Here is a 14,084-nt window from a genome sequence, read left to right on the forward strand (position 1 = left end):
GAAGCCTAGCCCCGGGCCTGTGCCACCGTACGGCCCGGTAGGTACCCTCACCCCATGCGTGCGCTCCTCGTGGTCAACCCGGCGGCAACCACCACCAGTGCGCGGACCCGTGACGTGCTCACGCACGCGCTCGCGAGCGACCTCAAGCTGGAGGTCGCGACCACGGAGTACCGCGGCCATGCCCGCGACCTCGCGCGGCGCGCGGCGGAGAGCGGCGAGACCGAGATCGTCATCGCGCTCGGCGGCGACGGCACGGTCAACGAGGTCGTGAACGGGCTGCTGCACGACGGCCCTGATCCGGAGTCCCTCCCCCGCCTCGCGGTGGTCCCCGGCGGTTCGACCAACGTCTTCGCGCGAGCCCTCGGGCTGCCCAACGACGTCGTGGAGGCCACCGGCGCGCTGCTGGACGCCCTGGAGGCCGGCAGCGAGCGCACGGTGGGCCTGGGCCTGGCGAGCGGCGTGCCGGGCACGGACGACGCGGGGACGCCCCCGCGCTGGTTCACCTTCGCCGCGGGCTTCGGCTTCGACGCGGGCGTCGTCGGCCGGGTCGAGCAGCAGCGGGAGCGGGGCAAGCGTTCGACGCACGCGCTGTACGTACGACAGGTGGTCCGGCAGTTCCTCGGCGAGCAGCACCGCAGTAGGGGGACGATCACGCTGAGTCGCCCCGGCGAGGACCCCGTCGAGGACCTGGTCCTCTCGATAATCTGCAACACCGCGCCCTGGTCGTTCCTCGGCAACAAGCCCCTGTACGCGGCCCCCGAGGCCTCCTTCGACACCGCCCTCGACGTGCTGGGACTCTCGCGGATGACCCCCGCCGCCGTCAGCCGTTACGGCACTCAGCTCCTCGCCTCGTCGCCCGAGAAGGGACCTCGCGGTAAGCACGCGGTCACGCTGCACGATCTGACGGACTTCACCTTGCAATCGCAGGTGCCACTGCCCTTTCAGATGGACGGTGACCACCTGGGACTGCGTACCAGCGTGAACTTCACAGGCGTTCGCCGTGCACTGCGTGTGATTGTGTAAGCCGAAGGGCCTAAAGTCCTTCTACTCGAACGTTTAGACCAGGATCCACCCACTGGAATGACGGCTGTGAGCTAGTCGACACCAAGGATTCCAAAAAAACTTTCCGGAAGGGGTTGTATCCGTCGCCGAGGTTTGCGAGTCTCTTCATGGCGATCGGGACGGCCGCTCTTCAGGCCCCCTTGAGAGTCCGAATCCTCCTCTTAGATCAGTGGAACCCATCACAGTCATGGGCTCCCTCTTCCCCTGCGGAGGGATTCGTGAAAGCGTTCACATTCACAAGCAACTGAGCCCACACACGAGGAGAGGTAGCAGCCATGGACTGGCGTCACCACGCCGTTTGCCGCGAGGAAGACCCCGAGCTGTTCTTCCCCATCGGCAACACCGGTCCCGCGCTGCTGCAGATCGAGGAAGCCAAGGCCGTCTGCCGCCGCTGCCCCGTCATGGAGCAGTGCCTGCAGTGGGCCCTGGAGTCCGGTCAGGACTCCGGTGTCTGGGGTGGCCTCAGCGAGGACGAGCGCCGCGCGATGAAGCGCCGCGCCGCCCGCAACCGGGCGCGGAACAACGCCGCGACCGCCTGAGCGACGCTGACGCACAGCCCTGTCACCTAGCTGCCCCCCGAGCCGCAGCGCGCAGTGACCCTGGCCGAGCCCCGGTCCGCGACGAAACCGTCGACGGGACCGGGGCTCAGCGCTGTTCGCGCCCTTCCCGCTCGTTCCGCTCGCGCTCCCGCTTCTCCGTCTCCACCGGCAGGTCGAACAGCACGCGTGTGCCGCCCCCGGGCGCCGGCTGCATGTCGAAGCTGCCGCTCAACTCGCCCTCCACCAGCGTCCGTACGATCTGGAGGCCGAGGTTGCCCGCGCTGTGCGGGTCGAAGCCCTCGGGCAGGCCGCGGCCGTTGTCCTGGACCGTGACGAGCAGCCGGGCCTCCTCGTGGCCCGAGCCCCCTCCCCGTACCGCGTGCACCTCGATCGAGCCCTGCTCGTCCGCGCCGAAGCCGTGCTCCATCGCGTTCTGCAGGACCTCGGTGAGCACCATCGAGAGCGGGGTGGCGATCTCGGCGCCGAGGATGCCGAAGCGCCCGGTGCGCCGTCCCGTGACGCGGCCCGGGGAGATCTCCGCGACCATCGCGAGGACGCGGTCGGCGATCTCGTCGAACTCCACGCGCTCGTCGAGGTTCTGGGAGAGCGTCTCGTGCACGATCGCGATCGAACCGACCCTGCGCACGGCCTCGTTGAGCGCGTCCTTGCCCCGGTCGGAGTCCATGCGGCGGGCCTGGAGGCGGAGCAGCGCGGCGACGGTCTGGAGGTTGTTCTTCACCCGGTGGTGGATCTCCCGGATGGTGGCGTCCTTGGTGATCAGCTCGCGTTCGCGGCGCCGGACCTCGGTGATGTCGCGCAGCAGGATCAGCGAACCGATGCGCGTGCCCTTGGGCTTGAGGGGGATCGCGCGCAACTGCACGACGCAGTCGTTGGCCTCGACCTCCGCGCCGCGCGGGGCCCAGCCGCTGGCGAGCTTGACCAGCGCCTCGTCCACCGGACCCTTGGACGGGGCGAGTTCGGTGGTCGCCTCCCCCAGGTGCAGCCCGACGAGGTCGGTGGCGAGGCCGAGCCGGTGGTAGGCGGACAGGGCGTTGGGGCTCGCGTACTGCACGACGCCGTCGGCGTCGAGCCGGATCAGGCCGTCGCCGACGCGCGGGACGTGGTCCATGTCGACCTGGTGGCCGTAGAACGGGAAGGAGCCCGCGGCGATCATCTGTGCGAGGTCCGAGGCGCTCTGGAGGTAGGTCAGCTCCAGGCGGCTGGGCGTGCGGACGGTCAGCAGATTGGTGTTGCGGGCGATGACGCCCAGCACCCGGCCCTCGCGGCGGACGGGGATCGACTCGACGCGGACCGGCACCTCCTCGCGCCACTCGGGGTCGCCCTCGCGCACGATGCGGCCCTCGTCGAGCGCGGCGTCGAGCAGGGGGCGGCGGCCGCGCGGGACGAGGTGGCCGACCATGTCGTCCTGGTGCGAGGTGGGCCCGGTGTTGGGGCGCATCTGTGCGACGGAGACATAGCGCGTCCCGTCCAGGGTGGGGACCCACAGGACGAGGTCGGCGAAGGAGAGGTCGGCGAGGAGCTGCCACTCGGAGACCAGCAGGTGCAGCCACTCCAGGTCGGTGTCCGACAGGGCGGTGTGCTGGCGTACGAGGTCGTTCATGGAGGGCACGGAGCGAGCCTACCGGCCGATTTCCGGCGCGTTCGACCGCTCCTTCGAGTACGGTCGGCGCAGGCGTAGACAGGAACCTGTGGTCTAGTCCACAATTCCTGGGAATGCTTCTGGCCTCCCCGCACAGGAGGCCGGAACGAGGCTCACGGCGCTCTCTGCCCTGACCGCGCCGGGGTCTTGAAGCTCCGGGCCGCAGCGCCGGGCGGGTTGAGGGTCCCGCCCCGGCGCCGCGGCCCGTAGTGTTTCCCGGATCCGTGCGAGGGCCGTCAGGCGTGCTGTATCGCCTCGTCCGCCGTCATCGGGAACGTCGTCTTCGTGTCCCCCAGCGTCAGCGCGCGGTAGGTCGCCGTCGCGGCCTCCTCCAGGTTCATCGCCCGGCGGAACGCCATGCCGATGTCCTCCCCCAGAGCCGAGCAGCCGTGGTGGGCCAGCACGACGCAGTTGTGCTCCCTGGCCTGCTCCGCCGCGGTGTCGGCCAGCTCGTCGGAGCCGTTGGGGTGGAACGGGGTGCGGCCGTAGGAGCGGACGTAGACCGCGTGGTCGAGGGTGAGCAGCCGGATCTCGTGGCCGAGCGCGTCGACGAGGACGGCGTGCTGGGGGTGGATGTGCACGATCGCGTTCACGTCCTCGCGCACCCGGTACGTGCGCTGGTGCAGCTTCCACTCGCTGGAGGGCTTCGAACTGCCGCCGACGATCTCCCCGTCGAGGTTCATCACCGTGAAGTCCTCGGGCGTGAGCCGGTCCAGCCAGGTGCCGGAGCCGGTGACGACGTACGTGTCGGAGCCGGGCAGCCGGGCGGACAGGTTGCCGCCGCTGGCGAGCACGAAGCCGCGCGTCACGGCCGTACGGCCGACGTCGATGAGCTGCTCGATCAGGCCGTCCGTCGTCTCAGGGTGCTTCATCGTCACTCTCTTTCTCGTCCTGGAGCAGTGCCCGCGCCGTCTCGACGTCGGTCACCGCCATGTTCACGAGGCCGTGGCGGAGCGCCGCCCGGAGGGCGCCCGCCTTCTGCGGGCCGAAGGAGATCCCCACCCGCTGCGGGATGGCGGTCAGTTCGGTGAGGGCGAGGCCGACGACCCGCTCGTCCACCTCGCCGGTGACGGAGGTGCCGTCCGGGCCGAAGAAGCGGCCCGAGATGTCGCCGACGGCGCCCGCCCCGTCCAGCTCCGCCCGCTCCCGGTCGCTGAGCCGGTCGAGCAGCAGCCCGGAGCTGCCGGTCATGCCGCCGACCCCGGCCACCAGGAGGTCGGCCTCGGCCGCGCGGCGCAGCGTCTCGCGGACCCCGGGGTCGGCCCGCAGGGCGCGGCCCATCTCGGGGGACGAGGCGAGGATCGGCGCGGGCAGATGGTAGGTCTCGGCCTCGAAGGAGGCCCCGAGCCGCAGGACCAGCTCGTGCGGGCTGATGCCCCGCGAGACCCCGCCCCAGCTCCCCGCGAGGGGCACGAAGCCGAGCCCGGGCACGGGCTCCGGCCGTACGTGCGGCAGGGTGGCGGCGACCGCGGAGGAGAGGCCGACCGCGACCGTGGTGGCCCGGGGGACCAGCGCGGAGAGGGCCTCGGCCCCGGCCATGCCCACCGCGTCGTACGTACGGTCGGCGTCGGCGAAGCTGGGGGCGACCCAGACCTGCTCCAGGCCGAACCGGGCCGCCAGGGCCGCCTCCAGGTCGCCGAACGGGGTGCTGGGGCTGTGGATGCGGATCTCGACGATCCCGGAGCGGCGGGCCTCAGCCAGCAGCCGGGTCACCTTCACGCGCGAGAGCCCCAGTAGCGCGCCGATCTCGTGGTGCGTCATCCCGTGCTGATAGTGCAGCCGGGCTACCCGCCCCTGCAGCTCCTTGGCCTCCATGCGGTGAACTTCCGTTCTCACTCGCGAGCATTCGTTCACCCATCATGCCTTCCTGGCCCTCCGGAGGACAAGCGTCGCCCTCGCCGCGTGCGCGCCCACCGTCCCGCAGCAGCAGGGTCAGGCCGATGCCCGCCGCGTAGACCGCCGCGAGCAGCCACATCAGGCCGCCGACGCCGAGCGGGCCGAGGAAGACCCGGGCGAGCACGGGACCGGCCGCGTTGCTCAGGCCCGCGCCGAGGTTGAGGATCGCGACGGCCGCGGCCTTCTGGCTGGGCGCGAGGAGCGGCACGATCGCGCTGAGCGGGACGTACGCCGCCATGGCGAGGCCGAGGACGATGGCGACGGCCATGGCCGCGGCGAAGTTCGGGCCGAGCCACTCGGGCACGTAGTACATCGCGAGCACCGCGATCACGCAGCCCACGCCGCCGATCCAGGCGACGACGTTGATCTGGCCGATCCGGTCGCCGAGGTAGCCGGAGAGGACGTTGCCGATGATGTTGGCGAAGAGCATCGTGCCCCAGATCGTCTGCCACTGCGGCAGCGAGAAGCCCACGTCGTGGACCATGTGGGAGGCGACGAAGACCGGGAACGCGTAGAAGCAGAGCGTGTTGATGATCCGCACCACGCCGCCGATGCCGACCTTGGGGTGGGTCTTCACCACTGTGAGCCCCTTGACCACCTGGCGCAGGTTGGCCGCGGCGCCCGCACCCTCCCCCGCGCCCCGCGACCGGGCGCGGACCAGGAAGAAGAGGATCAGGCCGCCCGCGAGGATGAAGGCCAGCGATATCCACAGGGTGACCAGCTCGCCCACGACGGGGATGACGGCGCCCGCGAAGTACGAGCTGACGACGCCGAGCCCGGCGGTGCTCGCGAACCAGTACCAGCCGACCGCCCGGCCGATGACCTCCTTGGGCGTCGCCATGGTCACCCACACGAGGAAGCCGTAGGCGAAGAACGGGTAGCCAAGGCCACGGATCCCGTAACTGACCAGCATGACCGGGTAGTTGCCCGCCATCACGCCCAGCGCGAGGAAGACCACCTCGAAGGCGGCCCAGATCGCGAAGCCGAGGGCCATCACCCGCCGCGGGCCCCACGCCTCGGCGAGCGCGCCCGCGAGCCAGGCGGCGACGGCGACCACGATCCCGTACACGCTCACCAGCGTCGCGACGTCGGACGCGGCGAAGCCGCGGGACTCCAGATAGGGCGCGAGGAAGCCCAGCTCGACGCCGTCGCCGACCATGAACAGCAGCAGCGCCAGATAGCCCCACGCCAGGGGACGCACGATCCCCTGACGGGCGAGCCAGACGGACATCGACGACATGAGGGCACTCTCCTTTGAGTCCGGGCCGCACCTCACCGGTGAACTTTTGTTCAGGCATGTGCACTATGGGCCGCCCAGAGTCGGCCCGCCCGGGGCACCTGTCAAGAGTTGACCCTCGATCTCCCTCGACTTACATTGCGAACGTTCGCACAATGCTGTGCACCAATGTTCAGTCGGAGAGTGTCATGACGCCACCTGAGAGCGCGCTGATCGGCATCGACGCGGGCACGACCGCGGTGAAGACCACCGTGCTGACCACCGACGGCCGCGAGCTGGCCACCGCCCGCGCCTCCGTCGGGGTCGAGCGCCCGGAGCGCGGCCACGCCGAGCAGTCGATGGACGAGGTCTGGCACGCGGTCGTCCGCACGGCCACCGCCGCGCTGGAGCAGGCGGGGCCCGTCACCGTACGGGCGATCGGGCTGACCGGGCAGGGCGACGGCGCCTGGCTGCTCGGCCGGGACCACCGGCCGGTCGGCCCGGCGCTGCTCTGGCTGGACAGCCGCGCCACGGAGCGCGTACGGGCGTGGGAGGCCGACGGACGCGCCGCCGCCGTCCGCGCCGTGACGGGCTCGTCCGTCTTCCCCGGCGCCCTGCCCCCGCTGCTGGAGGAGCTGGCCGCGACCCGGCCCGAACTGCTGGAACGCGCCCGCCACCAGGCCAACTGCAAGGACTGGATCCGGCTGCGGCTCACCGGCGTGCTGGAGACCGACGCGACCGAGGCGTCCCGCACGTACCTCGACATCCGCACCGGGCGGTACTCCGACGAGCTGATCGACCGGCTGGGCCACCGGCGCTTCGCGCACTTGCTGCCGCCCGTCGTCCCGGCCGACGCGCACCGCCCGCTGACCGGCGAGGCCGCGGCCCTGCTCGGGATCCCCGCCGGGACGCCCGTGGCCACCGGGATGATGGACACCGCGACGGCGGGCGCCGGGACCGGCGCCGTCTCCCCCGGCGAGGCGTACGCGATCATCGGCACCACCGCCTTCCTCGGCGTGACCCGCGCGAGCGCCGACGAGCTGACGGCCTCCGAGGGCATCTGCCTCGCCACCGGCTTCGACGGCCAGGTGCTGGAGTGCCTGGCCCCCATGTCCGGCTCGCCGAACCTCACCTGGGCGCGCGAGGCGCTGCTGCGTGGCGCCTCCGGCGGGGCCGCCGACGCGACCGCCGACCACTGGGACGCGGTCGAGGCCGAGGCGCGCGCCGTGCCCGCCGGTGCGGGCGGCGTGCTCTATCTGCCGTACGGCGCGGAGGCGGGCGAGCGCGCCCCGTTCAACGACGTCCACGCCTCGGCCGCCTGGCTGGGGATGTCCAACCGGACGACCAGGGGCCAGCTCCTGCGCGCCGTCTACGAGGGCATCGCGCTCAACCTGCGCGAGTGCCGGGCCGCGCTGCGGCACACCGGCACCCTCCGCGTCTGCGGCGGCGCCGCCAGCGACCTGCTCTGCCAGATCCTCGCCGACGTCACCGGCGGCACCGTCGAACGGCCGCTCGCGCAGGAGGTCGGCACCCGCGGCGCCGCGGCCCTCGCGCTCGCCGCCGTCGAGGGCGGCGGGCCCGTCGCCTCGGCCTCCGCGCTGCTCGGCGACGCCGACGTCTTCACCCCCGACCCGGCCGTCGCCGGGCTCCACGCCGCGCAGTCCGAGACGTTCACGGCCGTACGGGACGCGCTGCGCCCCCGCTGGCCCGCGCTGCGGGAGCTGCGGCGGTGGGCGTGACCGTACCTGTGAGAGAGAAGAGGAACCCCTGATGACCGCACCGATGCCCGACCGTCCCCGCGTGCTGGTGACCGCCGCCTTCGACGGCGCCGTCGCGAAGGAGCTGGAACGGGACTTCGAGGTGACCGTCACATCGCCGTCCACGAGCGGCCGTTCGCTGGCCGAGGCGACGGAGCCGGGTGACGCGCTCGCCTCCGCCGACGCCGTCGTCTGCGAGCTGGACCGGCTCGACGCGGCGGCCCTCGCCGCCGCGCCCCGACTGCGCTTCGCGGTCTCGTGCCGCGCCGCCCCCGTCAACATCGACCTCGACGCCTGCACCGCGCGCGGCATACCGGTCGCGACGACCCCGGGCCGCAACGCGGACGTCACCGCCGACCTCGCCTTCACGCTGCTGCTGGCCACGCTGCGCAACACCTCGCGCGCCGAGGCGTGGATGCGGGCGGGCAACTGGACGGAGGACGACGTCTTCGCCCCCTACCGGCTCTTCCGGGGGCGCGGGCTGAACGGGCTCACGCTGGGCATCCTCGGCGGCGGCGCCGTCGGGCGGCGCGTCCTCGCCCGCGCGCGGGCCTTCGGCATGCACGTCCTGGTGTACGACCCGTACCTGGAGCCCGGCGCGTTCGGGGACGAGGCGCGCGTGGTCGAGCTGGACGCGCTGCTGGAGCGCTCGGACGTGGTGAGCGTCCACGTGCCGCTCGCGGAGTCGACGATCGGGCTGATCGGGGCCCGCGAGATCGCCCTGATGCGGCCGGGCTCGTACCTGGTCAACGCGGGGCGCGCCGCGGTCGTGGAGGAGGGCCCGCTGATCCGTGCGCTGCGCGACGGGCACCTCGCCGGTGCGGGCCTCGACGTCTTCTGGACGGAACCGCCGCGTCCGGACCACCCGCTGTTCTCGCTGCCGAACGTGACGATGACCCCCCACATCGGGGGCGCGTCCGATGACGTGATCGCCGTGCACTCGCGGATGGCGGCGGAGGCGCTCCGCGCCTGGGCCGCGGGGCGGCGACCGGCCGCTGTCGCGAACCCCGGTGTCTACGCGGACCGTTGACGGTGCGCCCCGCCGTGCCGGGCAGGGGTCGCCCCTCGCTGTGCTTCGCGGGGCGCGGGCGCGTTGTGGTTGCTCGCGCAGTTCCCCGCGCCCCTGAAGCCGCCCTTCGGGCGTGCTTCGGGGGCGCCTGCCGCCGGGCTCGCGCCCACGCGGCGGAGCCGCATGGATGACACAGTCCCGCGCCCCCGAAACCGCCGCCTCTAGCGGGTCTCCGTCACCTTCGCCAGGGAGCGGGGGGCGTCCGGGTCCTGGCCTCGGGCGATGGTGACCTCGTAGGCCAGCATCTGGAGGGGCATGATCTCGACGATGGGCTGGAGCTCCTCCGCCAGTCCGTCCGTCGGGAGGGCGAAGCCGGCCGAGGCGCGCTCGACCTGGTCCTGGGCGCCGATCACGACGAGGTCGGCGCCGCGGTCGCGGAGCCGGTCCAGGACGGGCTGGAGGGCCTCGCCGCCCTTGCCGTCGGTGACGACGGCGATGACCGGCGAGATGTTGTCGACCATGGCCAGCGGGCCGTGCAGCAGGTCGGCGCCCGAGTAGGAGAGGGCCGGGATGTAGCTCGTCTCCATGAGCTTGAGCGCGGCCTCCTTCGCGGTCGGGTACCCGTAACCGCGCGAGGTGAGGACCATGCGCTCGGCGAACCGGTAGCGCGCGGCCAGCTCCCGTACCTCGTCCTTGCGGGCGAGGACGGACTCGGCGATCTCGGGGAGCGCCTTGGCGGCCTCGGCCCCTCCCCCAGACTCCGTCCGGGGGGACCCCCAGCCGCGCAGGCCCTCGACGAAGAGGTAGAGGGCGAGCAGTTCCGCGGTGTACGTCTTGGTGGCGGGCAGGGCCTTCTCGGGCCCGGCGAGCACGTCGATGTGGAACTCGCTGACCTCGGCCAGCGGCGAGTCCGCGTTGTTGGTGACGGCGAGTGTGATCGCGCCCGCCTCGCGCGCGGCCTTGGTGGAGGCCACCAGGTCGGGGCTGCCGCCGGACTGGCTGATGGTGATGACCAGGCAGTCGGTGAGGTCCGGCTTCGCGTCGTACGCCGTGGTGGTCGACATCGAGGTCAGGCCGCACGGCTTGCCGAGCAGGATCTCCAGCAGGTACTTCGCGTACAGCGCGGCGTTGTCGGAGGTGCCGCGTGCCGTGAGGAGGACGAAGCGGGGGTTCTTCGCGGCGATCCGCTCGGCGACCTCGCGGATGCCGGCCGCCCCCTCGTCGAGGATGCGCCGCAGCACGGCGGGCTGCTCGGCCATCTCACCGGCCATGATCTGGCCGGGAGCGTGCGTCGTGGACGACGGGGCGGACATGCGTGGTGCCTCCATGGAGCTGGGCGGGGTGTCGTCATCGATCCTACGTTCCCCCCGGTGAGGGGGCACATTTCCGTCCATTCCCCGGTCATTCCCCGGCGATGATCTCGGCCGCCGCGCGCCCGCAGACCCGCGCGGCGCCGTACGTGACGATGTGCAGCGCGCCCCGGGGCTCGGCCCGGGGCAGGCCCATCTCGACGACGACGGTGTCCGGGCGCGCCGTGACCAGGGTGTCCAGTGCCGCGCTCATCCAGGGGTGCCGGTGCGCGTCGCGGACGACGGCGACGACGCGGCGGCCGTCGGCCGCCCGCAGCACCTCGGCGCCCAGGTAACGGCCCCCGGCCGCCCCCTCCGCGCCGTCGCCCGCGCGGGCCGCGCCGTCGTAGACGGCGGTGGCGGTGCCGGGCAGCATCCGGCGCAGCTCGGCGGCGGGCCCCCAGGGCGTCTCGTCGCCGACCGCGATGTTCGCGAGCGGGGTGAAGGCCGCGACGAACACGGGTCCGTCGGGGCGCTTGTACGTGTCGAGGCCGGTGGCGCGCACCGCGCGCCGTGCGGCCTCCATGCCGATGCCGGGGTCGGGGGCGAGCGCGGGGACCGCCGCGTTGGCGGCCCCCGCGCCCCGTGCCCATTCCGCGAGGGAACGGACCCGTGCTGCGGCGTCGGCGAGCCGCTCCTCCTTCAGCTCGCCGTCGCGCACGGCCCTCACCAGCGCGTCGCGCAGCCGCAGCACGGTGTCTTCTCCGGACAGGCCCCCGCCGACGCAGATCGCGTCGGCCCCGGCGGCGACGGCCAGCACGCAGCCGCGCTCCAGTCCGTAGGTGGCGGAGATGGCCCGCATCTCCATGCCGTCGGTGACGATCAGCCCGTCGTGGCCGAGGCCGCCCTCGCTCTCGGGGGCGCGCAGCAGCCCGGAGAGCGCGGCCGGGCTGACGGTGCCCGGGTACGTGGGGTCGAGCGCGGGCAGCAGGATGTGACCGCTCATCACGCCCTTGGCGCCCGCGGCGACGGCCGCCCGGAACGGCACCAGCTCGCGCGACCTGAGGGTGTCGAGGTCGGCGTCGACGCGCGGCACCGCGTGGTGCGAGTCCACGGCCGTGTCGCCGTGCCCGGGGAAGTGCTTGACGCAGGCCGCGACCCCGGCCGACTGCATCCCGTCGACGTACGCCACGGTGTGCCGGGCCACCAGGTCGGGGTCGCCGCCGAAGGAGCGCACGCCGATGACGGGGTTGTCCGGGTTGGAGTTGACGTCGGCCGAGGGCGCCCAGTTGAGGTTGACCCCGGCCGCGGCCAGCCGGCGGCCCAGCTCGTGGGCGACGGCCCGGGTCAGCCGGGTGTCGTCGACGGCGCCGAGCGCCGCGTTGCCGGGGAACGAGGACCCCGTACGCGCCTCCAGCCGGGTGACGTCGCCGCCCTCCTCGTCGATCGCCACCAGCACATCGGGGCTGACCTCGCGCAACTGGGCGGTGAGCGACGCCAGTTGCTCCGCGGAGTCGATGTTGCGGCTGAACAGGCCGACCGAGGCGAGCCCGTCGCCGAGGTGCCGCAGCAGCCAGGCGGGCGCCGCCGTTCCCGTGAAGCCGGGCTGGAGGACGGCCAGCGCGTCGCGGGTGAGGGTGTCGGTGCGGCGAACGGAGGATGTGGTCATCTGGCGCGTGTCCCTTCGGGGTGAGCCGGGATCAGCCCTTGACCGCACCGGAGGTGAGGCCACTGACCGCCTTGCGCTGCAGGTAGAGGAAGAGCAGCAGGATCGGGATGGCGAAGAGCGAGGCCGCCGCCATGGTGGCGCCCCAGTCGTCGCCGAAGGCCGTCTGGAACTTCGACAGCCACAGGGGCAGCGTCTGGGCCTCCGCGTCCTTGTTCAGGATGAGCACCATCGGGAACTCGTTCCAGGCCGTGATGAACCCGAACAGCGAGGTCGCCATCAGTCCGGGCGCCAGCAGCGGGAAGATGACCTTCACGAACGCCTGTGTCCGCGTGCACCCGTCGACCATCGCGGACTCCTCCAGGTCCTTGGGCACGGCCGCGACGTAGTTGCGCAGGGTGATCACCGTGAGCGGCAGCACCATGACCGTGTAGAAGAGGGTCAGCGGGATCAGGCTGTTCAGCATGTCCGAGTCACGCACGATCATGTAGATCGCGATGACCATGACCTCCCAGGGCGCCATCTGCGCGATCATGAAGACCAGGATCACGCCCTTGCGGCCCTTGAACCGCATCCGTGCGAGCGCGAAGGACGCGAACAGCGCGAGCAGCAGGGAGAGTCCGACGGCGACGACGGTGACGGTGACCGAGTTCCGTACGAGCGTCCAGAAGTGCTCGGCGTTCACCGCGGTCTTGAAGTGCTCGAAGGTCGGCGAGGTCGGGAACCAGACGGGGTCCTCGCTGATGATGTCGCCGTTCTTCTTGAACGCCGTGTTGAACATCCAGTACACGGGGAACACGAAGCCGGCGAACAGCACGAGCGCCGTGGCGTTCGGCCAGATCCTGCCGGGGAGTGACTTCTTCATCGGGTCTCCCCCTCGTCGTCGGCGTCCTCCTGCTTGAGCACGATGCGCAGGTAGTACGACATCAGCGCGAGCAGGATCAGGATGGTGAGCATGGAGATGGCGGCACCGGCGCCGTAGTGCTGGTTGCCGACGCCCTCGACGAAGGCGTAGACGGGCAGGGTCTCGGTGAGCCGGTCGGGGCCGCCCTCGTTGACCGCGAAGACGTGCGGGAACGCCTTGAAGATCCAGATCACTTCGAGGAACGTCGCGACGAGCAGGAAGGGCTTGAGGAAGGGGAACGTCACGTTCTTGAAGCTCTTCCACGCGCCCGCGCCGTCGAGCGCCGCCGCCTCGTACAGCTCGCGCGAGATGGTGGTCGTCGCGGCGTAGAGGTTGATCGCGACGAACGGGATCGAGGTCCAGGTGAGCAGCAGCGAGATGACGAAGAACGTCGAGAGCTGGCTGCCGGTCCAGTTGTAGTCGGACATCCCCTCGAAGCCGATCTTGGCCAGCACCCAGTTGACGACGCCGAAGCGCTGCGCGAACAGCCACTGGTAGACGGTGGTCGCGGCGATGATCGGCATCGCCCAGGCGAGCACCAGCCCGATCGAGAGCAGCAGCCGCATCTTGGAGCCGAGGCGGGCGAGCAGCAGCCCGACCAGGGTGCCGCCGACCATGATGGCGACGACGTTGACGGCCGTGAAGATCATCGAGCGGAGGACGACGCGCCAGAACTGCTCGTTCGTGAGTGTGTCGGTGTAGTTCGAGAACCCGTGCCACTCGGTGACGTGCTGGATGAGCTGCGTCATGTTCAGGTTCTGGAACGACAGGATGCCGTTCTGCACCAGCGGATAGCCGAGGAAGACGGCGGTGGCCGCGAGAGCGGGCAGCATCAGCAGGTACGGGAGCCCGGCACGCGGCGCGCGCTCGGGGCGTACCTCGGAGGGCGCGAGCTCGCTCCCCAGCGGCTTGAACGGCACCTTGTCCTCCGGCGGCGCCTTACCGGTGTTCACAGACATCCAGACCTACGCTCCAACTCACAACAGGGTTGCCTCGGTTGCCTCCGCCGCCCCGGTCGCGGGCGGCCCGCGAGACCGCGGAAGCCAGGGAGGGGCACCGCGAGGGGCCCCTCCACCGGCCGTCGGC

Annotated in this window: 12 protein-coding genes; 4 read left to right on the top strand and 8 right to left on the bottom strand. The window is 71.9% G+C overall.

What is annotated here, in order from left to right; all coding sequences use genetic code 11:
• The first annotated feature begins 54 nt into the window (after positions 1–54).
• A complete protein-coding gene (locus ABD343_RS11935) occupies positions 55–1,023 on the top strand; it encodes a diacylglycerol/lipid kinase family protein (RefSeq protein ID WP_344527026.1) in 969 nt (322 codons plus the stop codon).
• Between the two features lie 314 nt (positions 1,024–1,337).
• A complete protein-coding gene (locus tag ABD343_RS11940) occupies positions 1,338–1,601 on the top strand; it encodes a WhiB family transcriptional regulator (RefSeq protein WP_016469673.1) in 264 nt (87 codons plus the stop codon).
• A gap of 106 nt (positions 1,602–1,707) precedes the next feature.
• Here the strand turns inward: ABD343_RS11940 and ABD343_RS11945 are convergent, their stop codons facing one another.
• From ABD343_RS11945 to ABD343_RS11960, 4 genes are all read right to left on the bottom strand, one after another.
• Positions 1,708–3,222 carry a histidine kinase N-terminal domain-containing protein gene (locus tag ABD343_RS11945; protein ID WP_344528523.1) on the bottom strand — a complete coding sequence of 505 codons (1,515 nt, stop codon included), beginning with the start codon at positions 3,220–3,222 and terminating at the stop codon, positions 1,708–1,710.
• A gap of 275 nt (positions 3,223–3,497) precedes the next feature.
• Entirely contained in the window at positions 3,498–4,133 is a 636-nt protein-coding gene (locus ABD343_RS11950; RefSeq protein WP_344527028.1) for a class II aldolase/adducin family protein, read from the bottom strand.
• Entirely contained in the window at positions 4,120–5,022 is a 903-nt protein-coding gene (locus ABD343_RS11955) for a sugar-binding transcriptional regulator (RefSeq protein ID WP_344527030.1), read from the bottom strand. The genes ABD343_RS11950 and ABD343_RS11955 overlap by 14 nt, the downstream gene beginning before the upstream one ends.
• Entirely contained in the window at positions 4,955–6,397 is a 1,443-nt protein-coding gene (locus ABD343_RS11960) for an MFS transporter (protein ID WP_344527032.1), read from the bottom strand. The genes ABD343_RS11955 and ABD343_RS11960 overlap by 68 nt, the downstream gene beginning before the upstream one ends.
• A 185-nt stretch (positions 6,398–6,582) precedes the next feature.
• Between ABD343_RS11960 and ABD343_RS11965 the strand changes: the two genes are divergently transcribed.
• Together ABD343_RS11965 and ABD343_RS11970 are read left to right on the top strand one after the other, a co-directional pair.
• A complete protein-coding gene (locus ABD343_RS11965; protein ID WP_344527034.1) occupies positions 6,583–8,112 on the top strand; it encodes an FGGY family carbohydrate kinase in 1,530 nt (509 codons plus the stop codon).
• Between the two features lie 31 nt (positions 8,113–8,143).
• Positions 8,144–9,160: an NAD(P)-dependent oxidoreductase gene (locus tag ABD343_RS11970; protein ID WP_344527036.1), complete on the top strand. Its 1,017-nt coding sequence runs from the start codon at positions 8,144–8,146 to the stop codon at positions 9,158–9,160.
• A 200-nt stretch (positions 9,161–9,360) separates the two neighbouring features.
• On the opposite strand, the gene ABD343_RS11975 is transcribed toward ABD343_RS11970, so the two are convergent.
• The 4 genes from ABD343_RS11975 to ABD343_RS11990 form a co-directional block, all read right to left on the bottom strand.
• Positions 9,361–10,452 (bottom strand): SIS domain-containing protein, encoded by a 1,092-nt coding sequence (locus ABD343_RS11975; protein WP_344527038.1) that lies wholly within the window; start codon positions 10,450–10,452, stop codon positions 9,361–9,363.
• Positions 10,453–10,540: 88 nt separating this feature from the next.
• The gene (locus ABD343_RS11980; protein WP_344527040.1) at positions 10,541–12,097 is read right to left on the bottom strand and encodes a glycoside hydrolase family 3 protein; all 1,557 of its coding nucleotides are present in this window, start codon (positions 12,095–12,097) and stop codon (positions 10,541–10,543) included.
• 31 nt (positions 12,098–12,128) lie between these two features.
• The gene (locus ABD343_RS11985; protein ID WP_344527042.1) at positions 12,129–12,959 is read right to left on the bottom strand and encodes a carbohydrate ABC transporter permease; all 831 of its coding nucleotides are present in this window, start codon (positions 12,957–12,959) and stop codon (positions 12,129–12,131) included.
• The gene (locus tag ABD343_RS11990; protein ID WP_344527044.1) at positions 12,956–13,957 is read right to left on the bottom strand and encodes a carbohydrate ABC transporter permease; all 1,002 of its coding nucleotides are present in this window, start codon (positions 13,955–13,957) and stop codon (positions 12,956–12,958) included. Before ABD343_RS11990 ends, ABD343_RS11985 begins: the two co-directional genes overlap by 4 nt.
• Positions 13,958–14,084: the final 127 nt, after the last annotated feature.

This window comes from Streptomyces albiaxialis (assembly GCF_039530985.1).
Lineage (GTDB): Bacteria > Actinomycetota > Actinomycetes > Streptomycetales > Streptomycetaceae > Streptomyces > Streptomyces albiaxialis.

What these genes read in the sequence shown, in the direction of transcription:
- ABD343_RS11960 (WP_344527032.1), bottom strand. Translation starts at nt 6,397, where the DNA reads ATGTCGTCGATGTCCGTCTGGCTCGCCCGTCAGGGGATCGTGCGTCCC.
- ABD343_RS11975 (WP_344527038.1), bottom strand. Translation starts at nt 10,452, where the DNA reads ATGTCCGCCCCGTCGTCCACGACGCACGCTCCCGGCCAGATCATGGCC.
- ABD343_RS11985 (WP_344527042.1), bottom strand. Translation starts at nt 12,959, where the DNA reads ATGAAGAAGTCACTCCCCGGCAGGATCTGGCCGAACGCCACGGCGCTC.
- ABD343_RS11940 (WP_016469673.1), top strand. Translation starts at nt 1,338, where the DNA reads ATGGACTGGCGTCACCACGCCGTTTGCCGCGAGGAAGACCCCGAGCTG.
- ABD343_RS11970 (WP_344527036.1), top strand. Translation starts at nt 8,144, where the DNA reads ATGACCGCACCGATGCCCGACCGTCCCCGCGTGCTGGTGACCGCCGCC.
- ABD343_RS11935 (WP_344527026.1), top strand. Translation starts at nt 55, where the DNA reads ATGCGTGCGCTCCTCGTGGTCAACCCGGCGGCAACCACCACCAGTGCG.
- ABD343_RS11950 (WP_344527028.1), bottom strand. Translation starts at nt 4,133, where the DNA reads ATGAAGCACCCTGAGACGACGGACGGCCTGATCGAGCAGCTCATCGAC.
- ABD343_RS11965 (WP_344527034.1), top strand. Translation starts at nt 6,583, where the DNA reads ATGACGCCACCTGAGAGCGCGCTGATCGGCATCGACGCGGGCACGACC.
- ABD343_RS11955 (WP_344527030.1), bottom strand. Translation starts at nt 5,022, where the DNA reads ATGACGCACCACGAGATCGGCGCGCTACTGGGGCTCTCGCGCGTGAAG.
- ABD343_RS11990 (WP_344527044.1), bottom strand. Translation starts at nt 13,957, where the DNA reads ATGTCTGTGAACACCGGTAAGGCGCCGCCGGAGGACAAGGTGCCGTTC.
- ABD343_RS11980 (WP_344527040.1), bottom strand. Translation starts at nt 12,097, where the DNA reads ATGACCACATCCTCCGTTCGCCGCACCGACACCCTCACCCGCGACGCG.
- ABD343_RS11945 (WP_344528523.1), bottom strand. Translation starts at nt 3,222, where the DNA reads ATGAACGACCTCGTACGCCAGCACACCGCCCTGTCGGACACCGACCTG.